General features: G+C 51.4%; 14 protein-coding genes. 8 read left to right on the top strand and 6 right to left on the bottom strand.

From position 1 onward, the window contains the following. Nucleotides 1-560: hypothetical protein (locus EA408_12265; GenBank protein ID TVR69850.1), on the bottom strand; the 560-nt coding region annotated here is incomplete at its 3' end. A 169-nt stretch (nt 561-729) separates the two neighbouring features. Further along, on the bottom strand, nt 730-3,774 hold the full coding sequence (locus tag EA408_12260) for a DUF2723 domain-containing protein (GenBank protein ID TVR69849.1): 3,045 nt from the start codon (nt 3,772-3,774) through the stop codon (nt 730-732). 277 nt (nt 3,775-4,051) lie between these two features. On the opposite strand from EA408_12260, the gene EA408_12255 reads away from it, so the two are divergent. Next, a complete protein-coding gene (locus tag EA408_12255; GenBank protein ID TVR69848.1) occupies nt 4,052-5,194 on the top strand; it encodes a hypothetical protein in 1,143 nt (380 codons plus the stop codon). A 53-nt stretch (nt 5,195-5,247) separates the two neighbouring features. On the opposite strand, the gene EA408_12250 is transcribed toward EA408_12255, so the two are convergent. After that, nucleotides 5,248-5,424 (bottom strand): hypothetical protein, encoded by a 177-nt coding sequence (locus EA408_12250; protein TVR69847.1) that lies wholly within the window; start codon nt 5,422-5,424, stop codon nt 5,248-5,250. Beyond that, entirely contained in the window at nt 5,405-7,003 is a 1,599-nt protein-coding gene (locus tag EA408_12245) for a hypothetical protein (protein TVR69846.1), read from the bottom strand. The genes EA408_12250 and EA408_12245 overlap by 20 nt, the downstream gene beginning before the upstream one ends. 181 nt (nt 7,004-7,184) lie before the next feature. Here EA408_12245 and EA408_12240 point away from each other — a divergent pair, with 181 nt between their 5' ends. The 6 genes from EA408_12240 to EA408_12215 all read left to right on the top strand — a co-directional run bounded on the left by EA408_12240 (nt 7,185) and on the right by EA408_12215 (nt 11,478). Continuing rightward, nucleotides 7,185-7,640 carry a 50S ribosomal protein L13 gene (locus EA408_12240; protein ID TVR69852.1) on the top strand — a complete coding sequence of 152 codons (456 nt, stop codon included), beginning with the start codon at nt 7,185-7,187 and terminating at the stop codon, nt 7,638-7,640. Nucleotides 7,641-7,649: 9 nt separating this feature from the next. After that, entirely contained in the window at nt 7,650-8,036 is a 387-nt protein-coding gene (locus tag EA408_12235) for a 30S ribosomal protein S9 (GenBank protein TVR69845.1), read from the top strand. Between the two features lie 103 nt (nt 8,037-8,139). Beyond that, nucleotides 8,140-9,099 carry a 30S ribosomal protein S2 gene (gene rpsB / locus EA408_12230; GenBank protein ID TVR69844.1) on the top strand — a complete coding sequence of 320 codons (960 nt, stop codon included), beginning with the start codon at nt 8,140-8,142 and terminating at the stop codon, nt 9,097-9,099. 25 nt (nt 9,100-9,124) lie between these two features. Continuing rightward, on the top strand, nt 9,125-9,952 hold the full coding sequence (locus EA408_12225) for an elongation factor Ts (protein TVR69843.1): 828 nt from the start codon (nt 9,125-9,127) through the stop codon (nt 9,950-9,952). Between the two features lie 211 nt (nt 9,953-10,163). Further along, on the top strand, nt 10,164-10,874 hold the full coding sequence (locus EA408_12220) for a UMP kinase (protein ID TVR69842.1): 711 nt from the start codon (nt 10,164-10,166) through the stop codon (nt 10,872-10,874). A 40-nt stretch (nt 10,875-10,914) separates the two neighbouring features. Continuing rightward, complete coding sequence (locus tag EA408_12215; GenBank protein TVR69841.1) at nt 10,915-11,478, top strand: ribosome recycling factor; 564 nt, start codon at nt 10,915-10,917, stop codon at nt 11,476-11,478. Nucleotides 11,479-11,550: 72 nt separating this feature from the next. On the opposite strand, the gene trxA is transcribed toward EA408_12215, so the two are convergent. Beyond that, complete coding sequence (gene trxA, locus EA408_12210) at nt 11,551-11,868, bottom strand: thioredoxin (GenBank protein ID TVR69840.1); 318 nt, start codon at nt 11,866-11,868, stop codon at nt 11,551-11,553. Nucleotides 11,869-11,937: 69 nt separating this feature from the next. Next, nucleotides 11,938-15,432 (bottom strand): DNA polymerase III subunit alpha, encoded by a 3,495-nt coding sequence (locus EA408_12205; GenBank protein ID TVR69839.1) that lies wholly within the window; start codon nt 15,430-15,432, stop codon nt 11,938-11,940. A gap of 356 nt (nt 15,433-15,788) precedes the next feature. On the opposite strand from EA408_12205, the gene EA408_12200 reads away from it, so the two are divergent. Beyond that, on the top strand, nt 15,789-16,390 hold a 602-nt coding region (locus EA408_12200; protein TVR69851.1), incomplete at its 3' end, for a 30S ribosomal protein S16.

The raw sequence follows: 16,390 nt of genomic DNA, 5'->3' as shown, positions 1-16,390 counted from the left end.
AATACCAGGATATCGCCGGGCTGGATGCCGGTGAGGTTGGCAGTGGCGGGGTTGAAGGTGGGGCGGTAGTCGGGGAAGAGGCGGGTCCACATAATAATATTATACCTTTTTTTGAGCTGGCGGTACTGGCCGGGGGTGAGGCGGCCGTAGGGGGGGCGGAAGAGTTTTGAGTCTATTACCTCGGCGGCGCGTTCGACATCGGCAATGTAGCTGCGGGTTGTGGTGCGCCAGCCGTTGGGGTGGGACCAGGTGTGGTTGCCGGTGGAATGGCCGGCGGCGATGATCTGGTCGTAGAGGGCGGGGTACTTCTCAACGTTTTGCCCAAGGCAGAAGAAGGTGGCGCGGGCATCGTGTTTTGCCAGCAGCTCGAGGAGGCGGGGGGTGCTCTCGGGGTGGGGGCCGTCGTCGAAGGTGAGGTACACGGCGCCGTTGCCGGGGGGCAAGGTGAAGAGGGCGCCGGGGAAGATTCTGCCTGCCAGGGTTGCTGCTTTTCTTGCTATGTTCGTTGGCAAACTCACGCGATAAGATTTTGATGCTTTACTCCTGTCTTTGACGGTCATAGTGATACCCTGAAGCTGGAAAGTTAGGAAATATTGTGACCAGTTCAAAGGGGTGTGCCGACGGTGGACTCGTTCGGGGTGCTAACTGGGAGAAGGGTTGTGCTGACACATAGTGGACTGGTTTGGATGTCGCCCGGGAGTTTGGAAGTGTATCAATGGCGGGGGGAGCTCACCTCTCCATCAGCATCTGGTAGTAGCTGCTGAACTGGTTGTTGAGCTGGTGCTCGAGTTCCCGGTCGTGGCCGGCAACGGTGGTGAGCAGCTCATTGAAAAGGGCCATGGCGCCGTTGAGCTCGTGCTCGATATAGGGCCTGAACCTCCGCTCCATGGAGAAATAGTAGTTCAGCTCCTTCCTGAGCAGGTCTGCCTTGCGGTGTGCCAGGGCCGAGGCTTTGTGCCCTTCCCCGATAAGGTAATAATTCTCTATGATTGGAATTATGAAGTAGTTGTACGGGATGGTCTCGTGTGGCAGCTTGTCGACGGCAAGGTCGAGGATGACGGCGGCCGAATCGTGCCTGCCCTCTTCGACAAGGCTGCCGGCGAGGCGGGCGAGGATATTGCGCAGGTTGGAGCCCATGCGGCGGTGCGTCTCGTCAAGGTAAACGGCGGGGTCGTAGATGTTGCCCCACCTGAACTTTCCGGTTACGTTACTGTACATGGCGGCGGTGTTGACATGGCCGGTGAAGCGGCTCATCTCCTGCTTGAGGATGGGCACCAGCCTGTAGGCCATGCCTTCGAGCTGAAGGTAATTATGGAGGCCGAGCAGCTCGCTGCCGGGCACGGTAACGGCAAAGTATAGGGGGCGTTCCCAGTTGTTGGTTGCAATGATGTCGAGCAGGGCGAGGTCTGATTTGCCAAGGTAGTTGCGGCTGATGTACCACTCCATCTCCGGATCGATAAGGTGGGCGCGGTTGGGCTCAACGGTGCCGGTGGTTAAAACCTGCAGGGTGTCGACGGGCAGGGTGAGGGTTTTGGACGGGAGGTAATTTACGAATTCGGTTTCTGAAACCTGCAGCTTGTTGATCCTGTCGTCGCTCAGTAAAAAATCAAGGGCCTCGTGGAGGTTGAGCGGCACCGGCACCTGGTCGAACAGGTAGATGAGCTCGCGGGTTCCCTGTATGTATTTGCTGCGTTCCATCGATACCGGCAGGGGTGCTGATTCATACACCTGCTTTTTCATCTGGTCTATGTACCAGTCCGTCGCCAGGTAGCTGAGGTTGACAACCCTGACGTCGGTGCGAATGCCTTCAACCTCCTGCGCGTACCACAGGGGGAAGGTGTCGTTGTCGCCGTAGGTGAAAAGTATGGCGTTGGGGGCGCAGCTGTTGAGGTAATTGACGGCCATGTCACGGGCCGTGTAGCGGCCCGAACGGTCATGGTCGTTCCAGTTCTGAACGGCCATGGTGCCGGGAATGAAGATCAGCGGTACGAGGGTGGCGAGCAGTGCGCCTTTCATGCCGCGGACGTAGTGCCGGAGGTTTTCGTAAACGGCAAGCACCCCGATGCCTATCCATATGGCGAAGGCGTAAAAGCTGCCCACGTAGGCGTAGTCCCTCTCCCTGGGCTGGTAGGGTGTCTGGTTGAGGTAGATCACTATGGCGATGCCTGTAAAGAAGAAGAGAAGGAACACCACCCAGGCATCCTTTTTGTTTTTTTGAATGTGGTAGAGAAGTCCGATTATGCCCAGCATCAGGGGCAGCAGGTAGTACCGGTTCCTGGCGCGGTTCTTCTCAAGGTGGTCGGGCATGGTGTACTGCGGGCCCAGCCTCTGGTGGTCGATAAAATGGATGCCCGACATCCAGTTGCCCTCAAGCAGGCGGCCGTGGCCCTGTATGTCGTTCTGCCGTCCTGCGAAATTCCACATAAAGTAGCGGAAGTACATATGTCCGAGCTGGTAGGTTGCAAAGAAGCGAAGGTTCTCTGCAAAGGTTGGCCGGATGATGGTTTCGGCCCTGCCGTTTTCGCGCGTGAACTCCACCTCCCTGCCTTCTATCCTTCCCCATTCCCTGTAGGCTTCGATATGGTTGGGGTCGTGGCTGTACATGCGTGGGAAGGGTGTCTTGAAACGGTTGTCGAAGCGGTAACCGGGGTGGCGGCTTACAGGCATGTACCGGCCCTCTTTCTGGATGTAGGCCGGACGCTTCTGATATTCGCCGGTAATCGGGGCGTTGTAGAACGGACCGTAAAGCAGGGGCCTGTCGCCGTACTGTTCCCTGTTAAGGTAAGAGAGGAGGGAGAACATGTTGTCGGGACTGTTCTGGTCCATCGGTGTGCCGGCATGGGAGCGTATCACTATGGTGGTGTATGAGGAGTAGCCGATGAGCATTACGGTTATGCCGAGGAAGATGGTGTGCAGAACGGGCTTGTTGCGCCTGCGGGTATGTATGAGGGCGGCAATAAGGGCGGTGATGATCATGAGCAGGTATATGATAACCCCGCTCTTGAAAGGCAGTCCGACAGTGTTGACGAAAAAAAGCTCGAAGTAAGATGCCGCCACCACAAACCCCTGGATGACGCCGTACATGACCGCCGCGAGCAAAAGTACGGATATGGCCGATGCCTTCAGGAATCCCGTGACAGTGGCGGGATAGTTTTTGAAATAATATATGAATACTATGGCAGGTATGGCCAGCAGGTTGAGCAGGTGCACGCCGGTCGAGAGCCCCATGAGGTAGGCGATCAGGATAAGCCAGCGGCCGGAGCCGGGTTGCCCGGCTGAGTCCTCCCATTTGAGGATGGCCCAGAAGACCACGGCCGTGAAGAGTGAGGAGAGTGCGTAAACCTCGGCCTCGACTGCCGAGAACCAGAAACTGTCGGTAAAGGTGTAGGCCAGGGCGCCGGTAAAGCCGGCTCCGATGACCGTTATGATGTCAGTTGTTGTGCAGTTGTTGGCGGGTATGGCTATCTTCCTTGCCAGGTGGGTGATGGTGAGGAACAGGAACATGATGGTGAAGGCGCTTGCCAGTGCCGACATTATGTTGATGGTGAGGGCCACCTTTTCGGGACTTCCTGCAAAGAGGCTGAAGATGCGGCCAAGGAGCATGTATAGAGGGGCGCCGGGAGGATGTCCCACCTGCAGCTTGTATGCTGCCGTGATGAATTCGCCGCAGTCCCAGAACCCCGCAGTGGGTTCGACGGTGAGGATATATACAGTGGCTGCTGCTGCGAATGCCAGCCATGAGCCGTAAAGTTCTGCTTTTTTAAGGTTCTGCATCGTGATGCCGGGAGGGGGCTGTTTTTTTGGTTGCAGGTGTAAAGAACGAAATTTTTTGGCTAATATTGAAACCTTGTTCGGGGTTGAGGGTTTAGCCGGCGGGGTTACCGATGTACGGTTACCGGGGCTGGCCGCTGTGTTGTTTGGTTGACGGGACTGGCCGCTGAGTTGTGCGGTTTACCGGTTACGTGGGTCATTGCCGCTGGAATTAAGGTGGTGCGGATACCGGGGTGGGGGAACTCCGGCAGGGGACGCGGACTTCAACAGGATGTAAATCATGATATCGATGTACAGGAGGAGTTTTCTGATAATTATGCTTGCCATGGGGCTTGCCGTTAACGGTGCGGGCCAGTATGGCAACGACATCTACTATTCTGACAGGACAATTGATCCGGCCGACAGCAGCAGTCTGTTCCTGCGCTTCGGCGGCTCGGCATTCCTGAATAACAAGGAGTTTTTCAATGTTTACCAGCCGGGGTACACGCTCATAGGGTTCTATATGCAGCCGCAGCTTGAGTATTATCCGGGTCCGTCGACCATGTTGAGGGCGGGGGTTCACCTGTTGAAGTATAGCGGAATGGGTGAGTTTCATAAGGCCATACCCACATTTACCGTCCATCATAGCTTTGCACCTGGGTTTGACCTGGTGTTCGGCTCGTTGTACGGATCGCTCAACCACGGCATGATAGAGCCGCTGTTCAAGTTTGAACGTGTCTTTACCCACCATAATGAGAGCGGACTGCAGTTACTGATTGACATGGATTTTGTTGAGGCCGACATCTGGCTCAACTGGGAGAGGTTCATCTTTACCGGCAGCCCTTTCCAGGAGGAGTTCACGGCCGGGTTCTCTTCGAGGATCTTTCCGGGCGACAGGGAGGGGAGGTTCAGGCTTGAGCTGCCTGTTCAGCTTCTGGGAACTCATCTGGGGGGACAGATAGATGTATCGGGTGAGGCAATACAGACACTGATAAACTTCGCGGGGGGCATTGTGGCTGAGTGGTTTGTTGATGGCCCGGTTGTGGAATCGGTGGGCTTCAGGGGATACGTTGCCGGTTTTGCCGACCAGTCCAACCGTCTGCGTTACCCGTACGACAGGGGATGGGGGGTATATCCCAACATTCATGTGAGGACCCGGTGGGTTGAAGGGGGTCTTGGTTACTGGGTGGGCAACAGGTTCGTGGCACCCCGCGGCGAGCCGGTGTTCCAGTCCGTGTCCCGCGTCGACCCTGATATTGCAGAGCCCCACCGGGAGCTGCTTACCGCAAAGATCATTCACAACCGCAGGCTGGTTCGGGGACTTAAGATGGGGCTGCGGTTCGAGGTCTATTATGACCCTCCGGCCCGGCTGTTAGATCATTCCGGGGGACTGCACATCATGATCGATGAGAGGTTTTTCATCACAAAGCTTAAGTCGCGGTAGGGGCTGGCTGGCGCAGACAATGCCTGCGTTCGGGATTGCAGATTCAGCAAAATTTATAAAGTTAGCTTTATAAATTTCACGAAAATCCGGCAGGCCTCGGTTTCGGTTATTATGTATGACCCATTTGTGCCATCTGGCATGGAGCGGACAAGCTTCCTGCCCGGAAGGGCAGGCGCCAGCTCAAGTACATCGCGGGTGAAGAATTCCTTTTCAATAAGCATCGTCGCCATTGTCAGGATAGCTTTTATCCATGGCAAATATAAAGAGGGCGTAGAAAAAGGCAAAGAAGGTGGCCCCGGCCCGCGCCTCCAGGGTGTCTTCGGTTATCATCGACAACAGTGCCACTATGAGAAAGATGAAGGGCAGCATATGCGAATGCCGCTTTTCGAGGAAAAAGGGCGCCGTCATGCTGAAGATGGCCAGCAGGAAGCCGAATATACCGAAACTGATTAAAAAGGTCAGGAACTGGTTGTGGGCCCTGGGTAGCCATTCGGGCTCGAGCAGGGTGGATCTCTCCGCGTAATGGCGATCATATTCAAGGGCCACATCTCCGGTACCGGTGCCCAGCCAGAAATTAGCGGAGACAATGTCAAACCCGGTTTTCCAGTATTCGATGCGTTGGGCGAGCGAATGGCCGCCCGGGTTACCGCCCTTGCGGTAGCTGTCGATCTCCCAGATGATCTGGTATATCCTTGGATAGAGCCAGCGGTTCTTCTGGTATATGTGGTTGGCCATCCCGTTCTCAATGTTGCGTATATCGGTCTCCGTAAGCCTTGATACACCGGCAGCGTCCTTGTCGTACCCGAGAGATGTAAGATAGCGTATCAGGGTGTAGCGCAGCTCGTTGCCCAAATGGTCGGTCTCCCTGTATTCGAGACTGCTCCGGCGGTTCCACTCCTGCTCCAGCTCCGGTTCGCATATGTTGATCCATATGTAATTGCCGTTCTCCATCTGCCGGTTCCAGGTGTGATGTATGTAGGTGTTGCCCGACGGGGTGTACGTCTTCAGCCTGTCGGGACTGATCTCGCCGCGGGAAAAGGAGACTGCCACGACTGCCGAATAGACAAGGATGGCTGCAAAGACTGCCGTGAGTCCGTAAAGCAGCGGGTACCTGATATACCAGTAACGCTCGCCGAACCAGGGTGAGAACCTGAGGATAAACAGGAAACCCGTTATGATGAATATCACTATCCCGGTAACGGACTGCAATATGAAGAGGAAAAGTATCAGCCACGCCAGTGATATCCACAGGATATTGCGCAGCGGCCGCTGCCAGGTGAAGGTGTTTGTTATCAGCAGGTATATGAGGCTGAATATGGCTATGTTTACCAGGAGGGATAGCCTTATGTGTGAGATGAATACGGAGATTTCACCTACGTCTGACATCGGGTTCCATGCTATAACCGAGAGGTGGTAGATGCTGAAGAAAGAGCTTATGATCACGGCTCCTGTAAATACCAGGAGAATTACCTTAAGCTGGTTTTCCCTCAGCGTGCGGCTGGTCCCCATGACAATGGGAAGAAGCAGGAGCGGCAGTTTGACCATTATATCCCTGAAGGCATATGCAAAGTCGGTGGTGTTGATTAGCCAAACCAGGTGAACCGCGAATAAAAGCAGGAAGATGAAGAGCGGTTTGTGCTGCCATACTCTTTTAATTTTGTTCCTGAGATTCCCCTCGGCAAGCCAGTTGACAGCAAGGATCATCTGCGAGAGGGTGACAAGGAGGGGCGAAAGGGGCAGGCTCGCCGCCAGCAGCATGATTCCCCCGATATATATATAAAAATGGAATAGGTTGCGGTTCCTTATCATGGTCTAGAAATATAAAACTGCCGGGCCACGGTTTTATTATCTGCCGGCATCAGGGTGTGGCAATTTTACTAAAATTGTTGATAAAATTATTGAATAAATAAAAATAATTGTATTTTTGCAGACCATTTACCGGAACCGGAAAAGGAAATATCAGGATAATAATCAAAATATTACCATCAAAGTGGATACATTAAGTTACAAAACAGTATCGGCCAATAAGGCTACAGTCAATAAGGAGTGGATAATCTTCGATGCCGAAGAGCAGGTGCTGGGACGCCTTGCCTCGGTCGTTGCCTTTATGCTGAGGGGAAAGCACAAACCGGACTTCACGCCCCACGTCGATTGCGGCGACAACGTAATTGTAATCAATGCCGAAAAGGTTAAGCTTACAGGAAACAAGAGCGATCAGAAATACTATATCCACCATACAGGATATCCGGGCGGACAGCGCAAGACCTCTTTATCAAGGGTTAAGGAGAGAACACCCGAGAAAATAGTTGAGAGGGCTGTAAAGGGAATGTTGCCTAAGAACAGGCTGGGACGGGAACTGTTCCGTAACCTTCATGTTTACGCTGGCAGCGAACACCCCCACGAGGCGCAGAAGCCCAAAACAGTTAATTTCGATTCAATAAAGTAATATTTATATATGGAAGTCATCAATTCAATAGGCAGAAGGAAAGCCGCAGTGGCAAGGGTCATCCTTGTCGACGGTAAAGGGAACATAACCATTAACAAACGTGATCTGAAAGAGTATTTCCCCAATCCGCAACTTCAATATGTAGTTGAACAGCCGTTGCAGGTACTTCAGGCAACAGGAAAATTTGACATAAAGGTTAATCTTGACGGCGGTGGTGTAAAGGGCCAGGCCGAAGCATTACGCCTGGGCATTGCAAGGGCGCTGATCAAGCTTGATCCCGAGAACAAGCCCGCACTTAAAGCCGAAGGGTTCCTTACCCGCGATCCGCGCGAGGTTGAAAGGAAAAAACCGGGGCAGCCCAAAGCCAGGAAGAAATTCCAGTTCAGCAAGCGATAGGCTTTTGACTGTAGTTTAGTATCTAAACCGGCAGGATTTCCTTTTCGGGGAACTACCTGCAGGTTGACAAAATAAGAAAGTAAACGAACCTAAAATCTTTTAAATGCCAAGAACAAGTTTTGAAGAGCTGCTGGATGCCGGAGTGCATTTCGGCCACCTCAAGAGAAAGTGGAACCCTGCCATGTCTCCCTATATCTTCATGGAGCGCAACGGTATCCATATCATTGACCTTCACAAGACAATTGTAAAGATAGAAGAGGCTGCTTCGGCCCTTAAACAGATTGCCAAGTCAGGCCGCAAGATCCTGTTTGTTGCAACCAAAAAACAGGCCAAGGATATTGTTGATGAACGCATAAAGGTGGTTAACATGCCTTATGTTACTGAGCGCTGGCCCGGCGGCATGCTTACCAACTTCCCGACTATCAGGAAGTCAGTCAAGAAGATGGCTGTAATTGACAAGATGGAGCAGGACGGTACCTTCAGTAACCTCGCAAAAAGGGAGCGTCTGCAGGTCATGAGGCAGAGGGCAAAGCTCGAGAAGAACTTCGGAAGTATTGCCGACCTTACCAGGCTGCCAGCCGCGCTCTTCGTGGTTGACGTGATGAAGGAATATATTGCAGTGCGTGAGGCCAAAAGGCTTAATATCCCTGTCTTTGCCATTGTTGACACCAATTCTGATCCCCGCGAAATTGACTTCCCGATCCCCGGCAACGATGATGCCTCAAAATCGATCGATATTATTATCAGCATTATTGCTAAAGCCATACAGGAAGGGCTTGATGAGAGGAAAGTGGAGAAGGAAAAAGATGTGACGGTAAAAGAGAAGAAAGGCGAGAAGAGAGAGAGGCCTGAAGGCAGGCGCACACGCGCAAGGAAAGGTTCCCCGGAAGGGAAAAAGGAGGGTGAAGGCGAGAGTGAAGGCGGAGCAAAACCTGCACGTCCCAGGAGAAGAACCGACGATAGAAAAGTAGGATCTTCGACAGAGGCAGAAGCCAAAACAGCCGGTGAGAAACCATCGGGAGAAACAGCCGGTGAGAAAAGTGAAAGCGAAGTAAAAGAATAATTATCCATAAAAATATTAAATAGTCATGGCTAACATTAGTGCATCAGATGTAAAAAAACTGAGAGAAATGACCGGGGCCGGAATGATGGATTGCAAGAAAGCCCTTGGTGAAGCTGATGGCGACTTCGAGAAGGCAGCCGAGATCATCAGAAAGAAGGGTATTGCAGTGGCCAGCAAGAGGGCTGACCGTGAAGCCACCGAAGGCGCTGTTCTGGCCAGGGTTACCGGAGACGGTACGCGCGGTGCGATCGTTGTGCTGAACAGTGAGACCGATTTTGTTGCAAAGAATGAAGGTTTTGTGGAGCTTGCGAGCTCAATACTTGATCTTGCCCTTGAAAAGAATCCCGCCAATCTTGAAGAGCTGAAAGGTCTTGAAATGAACGGGACCAGTGTGTCTGACGTAATTTTGCAGCAGGTTGGGATCATAGGCGAGAAGATCGATATATCATACTATGGAAAGCTTGAGGCTTCAATGGTAGTGGCATATATTCACCCTGGCAATAAGCTTGCAACACTTGTGGGGCTGAACAAGAAGGCCGGCATACAGGTAGGCAGGGATGTGGCCATGCAGGTTGCCGCAATGAACCCGGTGTCGGTTGATAAGGATGATATTCCGCAGGAGGTGATCGACAAGGAGATCGAGATCGGGAAGGAACAGGCGCGACAGGAAGGTAAGCCCGAAGAGCTGCTTGAGCGGATTGCCATGGGGAAGCTTAACAAGTTCTACAAGGAGAGCACACTGCTGAACCAGGACTTTACCAAGGACAACAAGAAGACTGTTAAGCAGTACCTCCAGGAGTTTGACAAGGAGCTTACTGTTACAGGATTTTTGAGATACGGACTTGGCAACTGATAACCGGGCTTAATCCCGGAATACAGGTACAATATTTTGCCGGTAGGCGGCAGTGATAAAAAATTAAGGGGGCAATCAAGCCCTCTTTTTTTTATCTTTACCGGGATAAAGCATTTCCCGGGGCTCCTTACATGGCCACCTGTAAAGGCCGGGATCGTAATAAAATACCCTGCAGGGGTCTGCCAGGGATTTAACTATTAAATATCAGGTTATGATAAAATACAAAAAGGTGCTGGTAAAGCTCAGCGGCGAATCCCTTATGGGAAGCGGGAAACATGGTATTGACCCGCAAAGTCTGATGAAATATGCTCATGAGGTGAAGTCCCTTACAGATATGGGAGTGAAGGTGGGCCTGGTTATCGGAGGGGGTAATATTTTTCGGGGACTTAAAGGGGTTGATAAGGGATTTGACAGGGTTAAGGGCGACTATATGGGTATGCTTGCTACAGTAATTAACGGACTTGCAATGAACTCGGCTCTCGAGAGCATGGGTGTCGGATGCCGGCTGCTTACAGCCATTAGGATGGAGCCGGTGGGGCAGGGATACAGCAGGCAGCTTGTAAAGGAGGCCCTTGACAATGGTGAGGTGGTGATATTCTCTGCCGGTACCGGCAACCCTTTCTTTACAACCGATACTGCCGCCGCCCTGCGTGCGGTGGAGATGGGTGCTGAGCTGCTTGTTAAGGGGACCCGGGTCGATGGGGTGTACACGGCCGATCCTGAAAAGGTGCCTGATGCCACGAAGTTTGACGAGATAACCTTTGACGAGGCGTACAGCAGGGGACTGAAGATCGTTGACCTGACGGCCTATACCCTCTGCAGCGAGAACGGGCTTAACATGGTTGTGTTTGATGTTAACCGCGCGGGAAACCTGAAAAGGATCATTTTGGGGGAAAGGGTTGGAACTTTAGTCAAAAATTGAATATATTTATGCCTCTATTGTAATTCAAAAGCTTACGGCCATGGAAGAAGAAGTTCAAATGATACTCGATATTGCCGAAGAGAAGATGGAGAAGGCCCTGACCTATCTCCGGGATGAGCTGGCAAAGCTACGTGCCGGCAAAGCCAGTCCCCATATGCTTGACGGGATAACGGTCGACTATTACGGTGCCACGACCCCTCTTAACCAGGTTTCCAATATCAATACTCCCGATCCCCGCTCAATAACCATTCAGCCGTGGGAAAAGAGCATGCTGGAGCCTATAGAGAAGGCAATTCAGCAGGCCAACCTGGGATTTAACCCGGTAAACAACGGTGAGATACTTCGTATAGTTGTACCCGCCCTTACGGAGGAAAGGCGCAAAAACCTTGTCCGCCAGGTAAGGGGTGAGGGTGAAAACGCCCGTGTAAGCATCAGGAATGCACGTAGGGAGGCGAATGAGGAACTCAAGAGGATGCAGAAGGATGGGCTGCCTGAAGATGCCGAAAAAAGGGCTGAGCAGGATGTCCAGAAACTGACCGATTCCTATTCTGAAAAGATCGAGGAGGTGCTTAAAAATAAAGAGGAAGATATTATGACCATTTAACGCTGGTCGTTACTGAATTGAAAAAGGCACCTGCATTGCGTCAGGTGCCTTTTCAGCTTTGCAGCGAACGGTTTACAGCAAGGCGTTCAGTTTTTCAACCAGCGTATTCTTGGGTGCAGCCCCGACATGCTTGTCGGCCACCTCGCCGTCTTTGATGAAAAGGATTGTCGGTATGTTCCTGATACCGTATTTCGCGGCGACTCCCGGGTTGCTGTCTACGTCAACCTTGCCGATAACGGCCTTGCCGGCAAATTCTTCACCCATCTCCTTGACATGGGGAGCGATCACCCTGCAGGGGCCGCACCACTCTGCCCAGAAATCAAGCATTACGGGTTTACCGGACTTCAATACCTGCTCTTCGAAATTGGATTCGGTAACTTCTACTGTCATGGTTTCAAAAATTAGATTTACACAAGAATGCAAAGATACAAATATACATATACATACACAAAACCTTCTTCAGTTCAATCGTACCTCTATGTCGGGATTTTTGTCCAGGAATCCGAGAACCTCCTTTGTAAGGCTTATACGCTTTGAACGGGAGAACATGCTAACGGCAATGTTATCCTCCTTTTCGACAATGCGGAACTTCATGACAACCTCTCCCTTGTTCTTTTCGGTCAGGTCGCTTAACTGATTGATGATGCCGGTGTTTATGCCGGACAAGGGAATGTCGAGCGAGATGCTTTTAATGAGGTCTTCCCTGGCATTGGCAAGGAGCGACATGCTCTTTACCTTCAGCTCATACTCCTCCTGGTTGTAATACCGTGGCTGTATCCGTCCCTTGATCAGGAGGGGGCAGTCTTTCACGAAATAGTTCTTGAAGTTGATGTAATCCTTGCCAAACAGGGCAAGCTCCCATGAGCTCCTGTAATCTTCCAGCACCATCCTGCCGAACGGGTTTCCGTTCTTGGTATATGCTTCCTTTACACTGTTAACTATGCCCGCGATCACAACCTCACGGTTCTTGAGCTCTTTAATATCTGAAAGATCTGACAGCGAATGTGTTGTCAGATTCTCTATCTCCAGCCTGAAGTCGTCAAGCGGATGGGCCGAAAGGAATATTCCTATAAGCTCCCGCTCCCTGTTCAGCTTCTCAACTTTCGACCATTCGGCAGTTTTTGGGATTTCGGGTTTCGGATAGGTATATCCGGGACTGTCGCCAAAGAGATTGCCCTGCGGAGTGATCTTGTCGGCCTGGACCCTGGTTCCGTACCTTGTAAGATTTTCGATGAAGGTGGATCCCTTGAGGTCGGTGCCGAAGAACTGGTACCGTTCAATCTCTCCTAACCCGTCAAAAGAGCCCGCCGCGGCAAGGGCTTCCAGAACCCTTTTATTGACAGATTGAAAACTAACCCGTTCTGCAAAGTCGAAAATGTCTTTGAACATGCCATTGCGATCCCTCTCTTCGATGATCTTTTCAACAGCGTTTTCTCCCACACCTTTTATGGCACCAAGACCGAACCTTATGTTGCCCTCTTTGTTGACAGTAAACTTAAGGTCACTGTCGTTGATATCGGGGCCCAGGACCTCGATGCCCATGCGGCGGCACTCATCCATGAACACGGTGATCTTCTTGATGTCTGAAATGTTGCGGCTCAGCACCGCCGCCATGAACTCGGCGGGGTAGTGTGCCTTGAGCCAGGCTGTCTGGTACGCTATAAGGGCATAGCAGGTGGAGTGCGATTTGTTGAAAGCGTATTGTGCAAAAGCTTCCCAGTCGGCCCATATCTTCCTGACCACCTTATCTTCGTATCCGTTCTCACGGCAACCTTCTGTGAACAGCTCGCGTAGCTTGTCCATCTCATGCTTCTTCTTTTTGCCCATTGCCTTCCTGAGCGAATCAGCCTGTCCCCCGCTGAACCCTGCCATTTTCTGCGAGAGCAACATCACCTGTTCCTGGTATACCGTAATGCCGTAGGTGTCTTCCAAAAGGGTCTCCATTACCGGCACTTCGTAAGCAATCGCTTCCCTGCCGTGCTTTCTTTTAATGAAGGAGGGAATGTATTCCATCGGTCCGGGCCTGTAAAGGGCGTTCATTGCGATAAGGTCCTCAAAACGGTTGGGTTTGAGATCTCTCAGGTGTTTTTTCATTCCTGGTGACTCAAACTGGAAAATTGCAGTCGTTTCGCCCCGGCTGAAAAGCTCGTAAGTCTTTTCGTCTTTAAGGCCGACCTTATTGAAGTCTGTTTTTTCCCCTTTCGATTTTTCAATGGCCTCAACAGCGTCCTTAATTATTGAAAGTGTCTTCAGCCCAAGGAAATCCATCTTTAGCATACCCACGCTTTCAACGTGGTTTCCGTCATATTGCGTAACCAGCAGGTCTGTATCCTTTGAGGTGCAGACGGGGATGTGCTCGGTAAGTTCTTTCTTCGAAATAATTATGCCGCAGGCGTGCAGCCCGGTATGCCTTACCGAACCCTCGAGTGTTTCGGCAAACTTAAGTGTCTGCCTGACCTCCTCCTCACCTTTCTTTTTGGCTTCATCCAGTTCCCTGACTTCCCTGTATGCCATTTTTAGTGATATTCCCGGCCTTTCGGGAACCAGCTTGGCGAGCTTGTCAGCCATGGCCAACGGGAGTTTCTGTACCCTGGCAACATCACGTATGGCCATCTTGGCTGCCATGGTGCCGAAGGTGATGATCTGGGCTACCCGGTCCTTACCGTACTTGTCGACTACATACCTGAGAACCAGGTCTCTGCCCTCTTCGTCAAAGTCAATGTCGATGTCGGGCATGGAGATGCGGTCGGGGTTCAGGAACCTCTCGAAGAGAAGCTTGTATTTCAGGGGATCGATGTCGGTTATATAGTTACAGTAGGCAACTACCGATCCGGCGGCCGACCCCCTTCCGGGTCCCACCGAAACGCCCATTTCACGGGCAGCCCTGAGAAAGTCCTGAACAATCAGGAAGTAGCCCGGGAAACCCATTTTTTTGATCACCGACAGCTCAAAGTCTATGCGGTTGCTGACCTCATCGGTGATGACCCGGTACCGTTTCTTTGCACCTTCCAAAGTGAGGTGCCTGAGGTAGGCATCTTCATTTTCAAATCCCTCCGGAATTGGGAAGTCGGGCATGACAGGATGTTGATTGAGTTCGTAGATCTCAACTTTACCGGCTATCTCCATGGTGTTCTCAAGCGCCCCGGGGATGTCGCCGAAAAGTTCGTACATCTGATCGGTGGTTTTCAGGAATTCCTGTCTTGTGTACCTGAGGCGGTCGGGATCATCGATATCCTTACCGGTGTTCAGGCAGATCAGCCTGTCGTGGGCGCCTGCATCCTCTTCATTGATAAAATGCACATCATTGGATGCAATGAGTTTGATACCATGTTTTTGCGACAATTTAACCAGTTCTTCGTTTACTCTTTTCTGGTTGTCGTAAACATCACGGTCAATTGCCGGATCGCCCGACGGATGTCTTTGCAATTCAAGGTAATAGTCGTCGCCGAACCACTCTTTGAATTGAAGGATTATCTTTTCAGCCCCCTCCGTACCGCTTTTCATTATCGCCTGCGGTACCTCTCCGCCAAGGCAGGCGCTGCAGACAATGATTCCTTCCCGGTATTCGCGGAGCAGCTCCTTATCGATACGGGGCTTATAATAAAAGCCTTCCGTATAGGACCTTGACACCAGCTTTACCAGGTTAAAATAGCCGGTAATGTTTTTCGCCAGGAGGATCAGATGGTGCCCGCTGCGGTCTTCCTTGCCGGTCTTTTCAAAGCGGCTGTTCTCGGCCACGTAGGCCTCACATCCTATTATAGGCTTGATCTTGCGGGCCCTTGCCTCGTTGTAGAACTCCTTTACGCCGAACATATTGCCATGGTCGGTTATGGCAAGGGCGGTCATGCCGTCATCAGATGCCCTGGCCAGCAGTTCCCTTATGTTCGAAGCCCCGTCAAGGATCGAATACTGTGTATGAACATGAAGGTGGGTAAAGTTTCTGCCGTTATTCATCGGAGTCCGGTTTCCTGGTCAATATATTCAGGTCAATGTCCAGATTGTCAGTATCTGGTGCAAAGGCAAACGGTATATGCCCTCAACCTGTAAATTTACAAAATCGGGAGGCTGGTTTTAACGTTGTTGAAAACTATTCTATAACTTTTGGGGGTGCCGGGAGAAAAGATATGCATGTTATGGGTTGCCTGAACAGGTAAACTTTAAACCACGGACAGTGCACAGGCATGACCAGCCTGCCTGTCTTGCCCGAACTGTCTAAAATTTCCTTTAAATAGGGGGTTAAAACAATTTATTATTATATCTTTGCACCCACAATTTCAAAAAAGTAGGTTTATTTTTAATTAAAAAAGAGCATGCCTGTAAAGATCAGATTAGCAAGACACGGTAAGAAGAACAAACCGTACTATCACATTGTGATAGCTGATAGCAGGGCGCCACGTGATGGTAGATTTATTGAAAGGGTTGGTTCATACAATCCGAACACTAATCCTGCTACTATTGAACTGGATTTTGATAGAGCATTAGATTGGCTACTTAAGGGCGCTCAACCTACAGACACTTGTAGAGCTATCCTCTCTTACAAGGGAGTATTGATGAAGAAGCACCTTCTTAACGGTGTTAAAAAAAATGCATTAACCGAAGAGGAGGCAGAGAATCGCTTCGCTGCCTGGTTAAAGGAAAAGGAAGCTAAAATAGATGCAAAAAGGGACAGGGTTCTGGGACTGAAGCGCGAAGAGGATGCAAAGGCTCTCGAAGAGGAAATCAGGGTCAATGAGGCCCGGGCCGCAGAGATTGCCAAAAGGAATTCTGAGCTTGCAGCCGAAGCCGCTGCCGAAACCAGACGGGATGAACCTGAAGTTGCCGGTGCCGCAGAAGGGGCGGCCATAGCAGACGAACCTGCTGCCGAAGAGAAACCCGCCGCTGAAGCTCCTGCAGAGGAGAAACCTGCAGCAGA

The organism is Marinilabiliales bacterium (assembly GCA_007695015.1).
Classification (GTDB): domain Bacteria; phylum Bacteroidota; class Bacteroidia; order Bacteroidales; family PUMT01; genus PXAP01.
Note: the sequence above shows the minus strand (reverse complement) of the source record. Positions and strands in the feature narration are given on the sequence as shown.

Excerpts from the sequence above, each read along its gene's own strand:
- EA408_12205 (TVR69839.1), bottom strand. The coding sequence starts at position 15,432 with ATGAATAACGGCAGAAACTTTACCCACCTTCATGTTCATACACAGTAT.
- rpsB (TVR69844.1), top strand. The coding sequence starts at position 8,140 with ATGCCAAGAACAAGTTTTGAAGAGCTGCTGGATGCCGGAGTGCATTTC.
- EA408_12245 (TVR69846.1), bottom strand. The coding sequence starts at position 7,003 with ATGATAAGGAACCGCAACCTATTCCATTTTTATATATATATCGGGGGA.
- EA408_12250 (TVR69847.1), bottom strand. The coding sequence starts at position 5,424 with ATGGCGACGATGCTTATTGAAAAGGAATTCTTCACCCGCGATGTACTT.
- EA408_12220 (TVR69842.1), top strand. The coding sequence starts at position 10,164 with ATGATAAAATACAAAAAGGTGCTGGTAAAGCTCAGCGGCGAATCCCTT.
- trxA (TVR69840.1), bottom strand. The coding sequence starts at position 11,868 with ATGACAGTAGAAGTTACCGAATCCAATTTCGAAGAGCAGGTATTGAAG.
- EA408_12255 (TVR69848.1), top strand. The coding sequence starts at position 4,052 with ATGATATCGATGTACAGGAGGAGTTTTCTGATAATTATGCTTGCCATG.
- EA408_12225 (TVR69843.1), top strand. The coding sequence starts at position 9,125 with ATGGCTAACATTAGTGCATCAGATGTAAAAAAACTGAGAGAAATGACC.
- EA408_12260 (TVR69849.1), bottom strand. The coding sequence starts at position 3,774 with ATGCAGAACCTTAAAAAAGCAGAACTTTACGGCTCATGGCTGGCATTC.
- EA408_12215 (TVR69841.1), top strand. The coding sequence starts at position 10,915 with ATGGAAGAAGAAGTTCAAATGATACTCGATATTGCCGAAGAGAAGATG.
- EA408_12235 (TVR69845.1), top strand. The coding sequence starts at position 7,650 with ATGGAAGTCATCAATTCAATAGGCAGAAGGAAAGCCGCAGTGGCAAGG.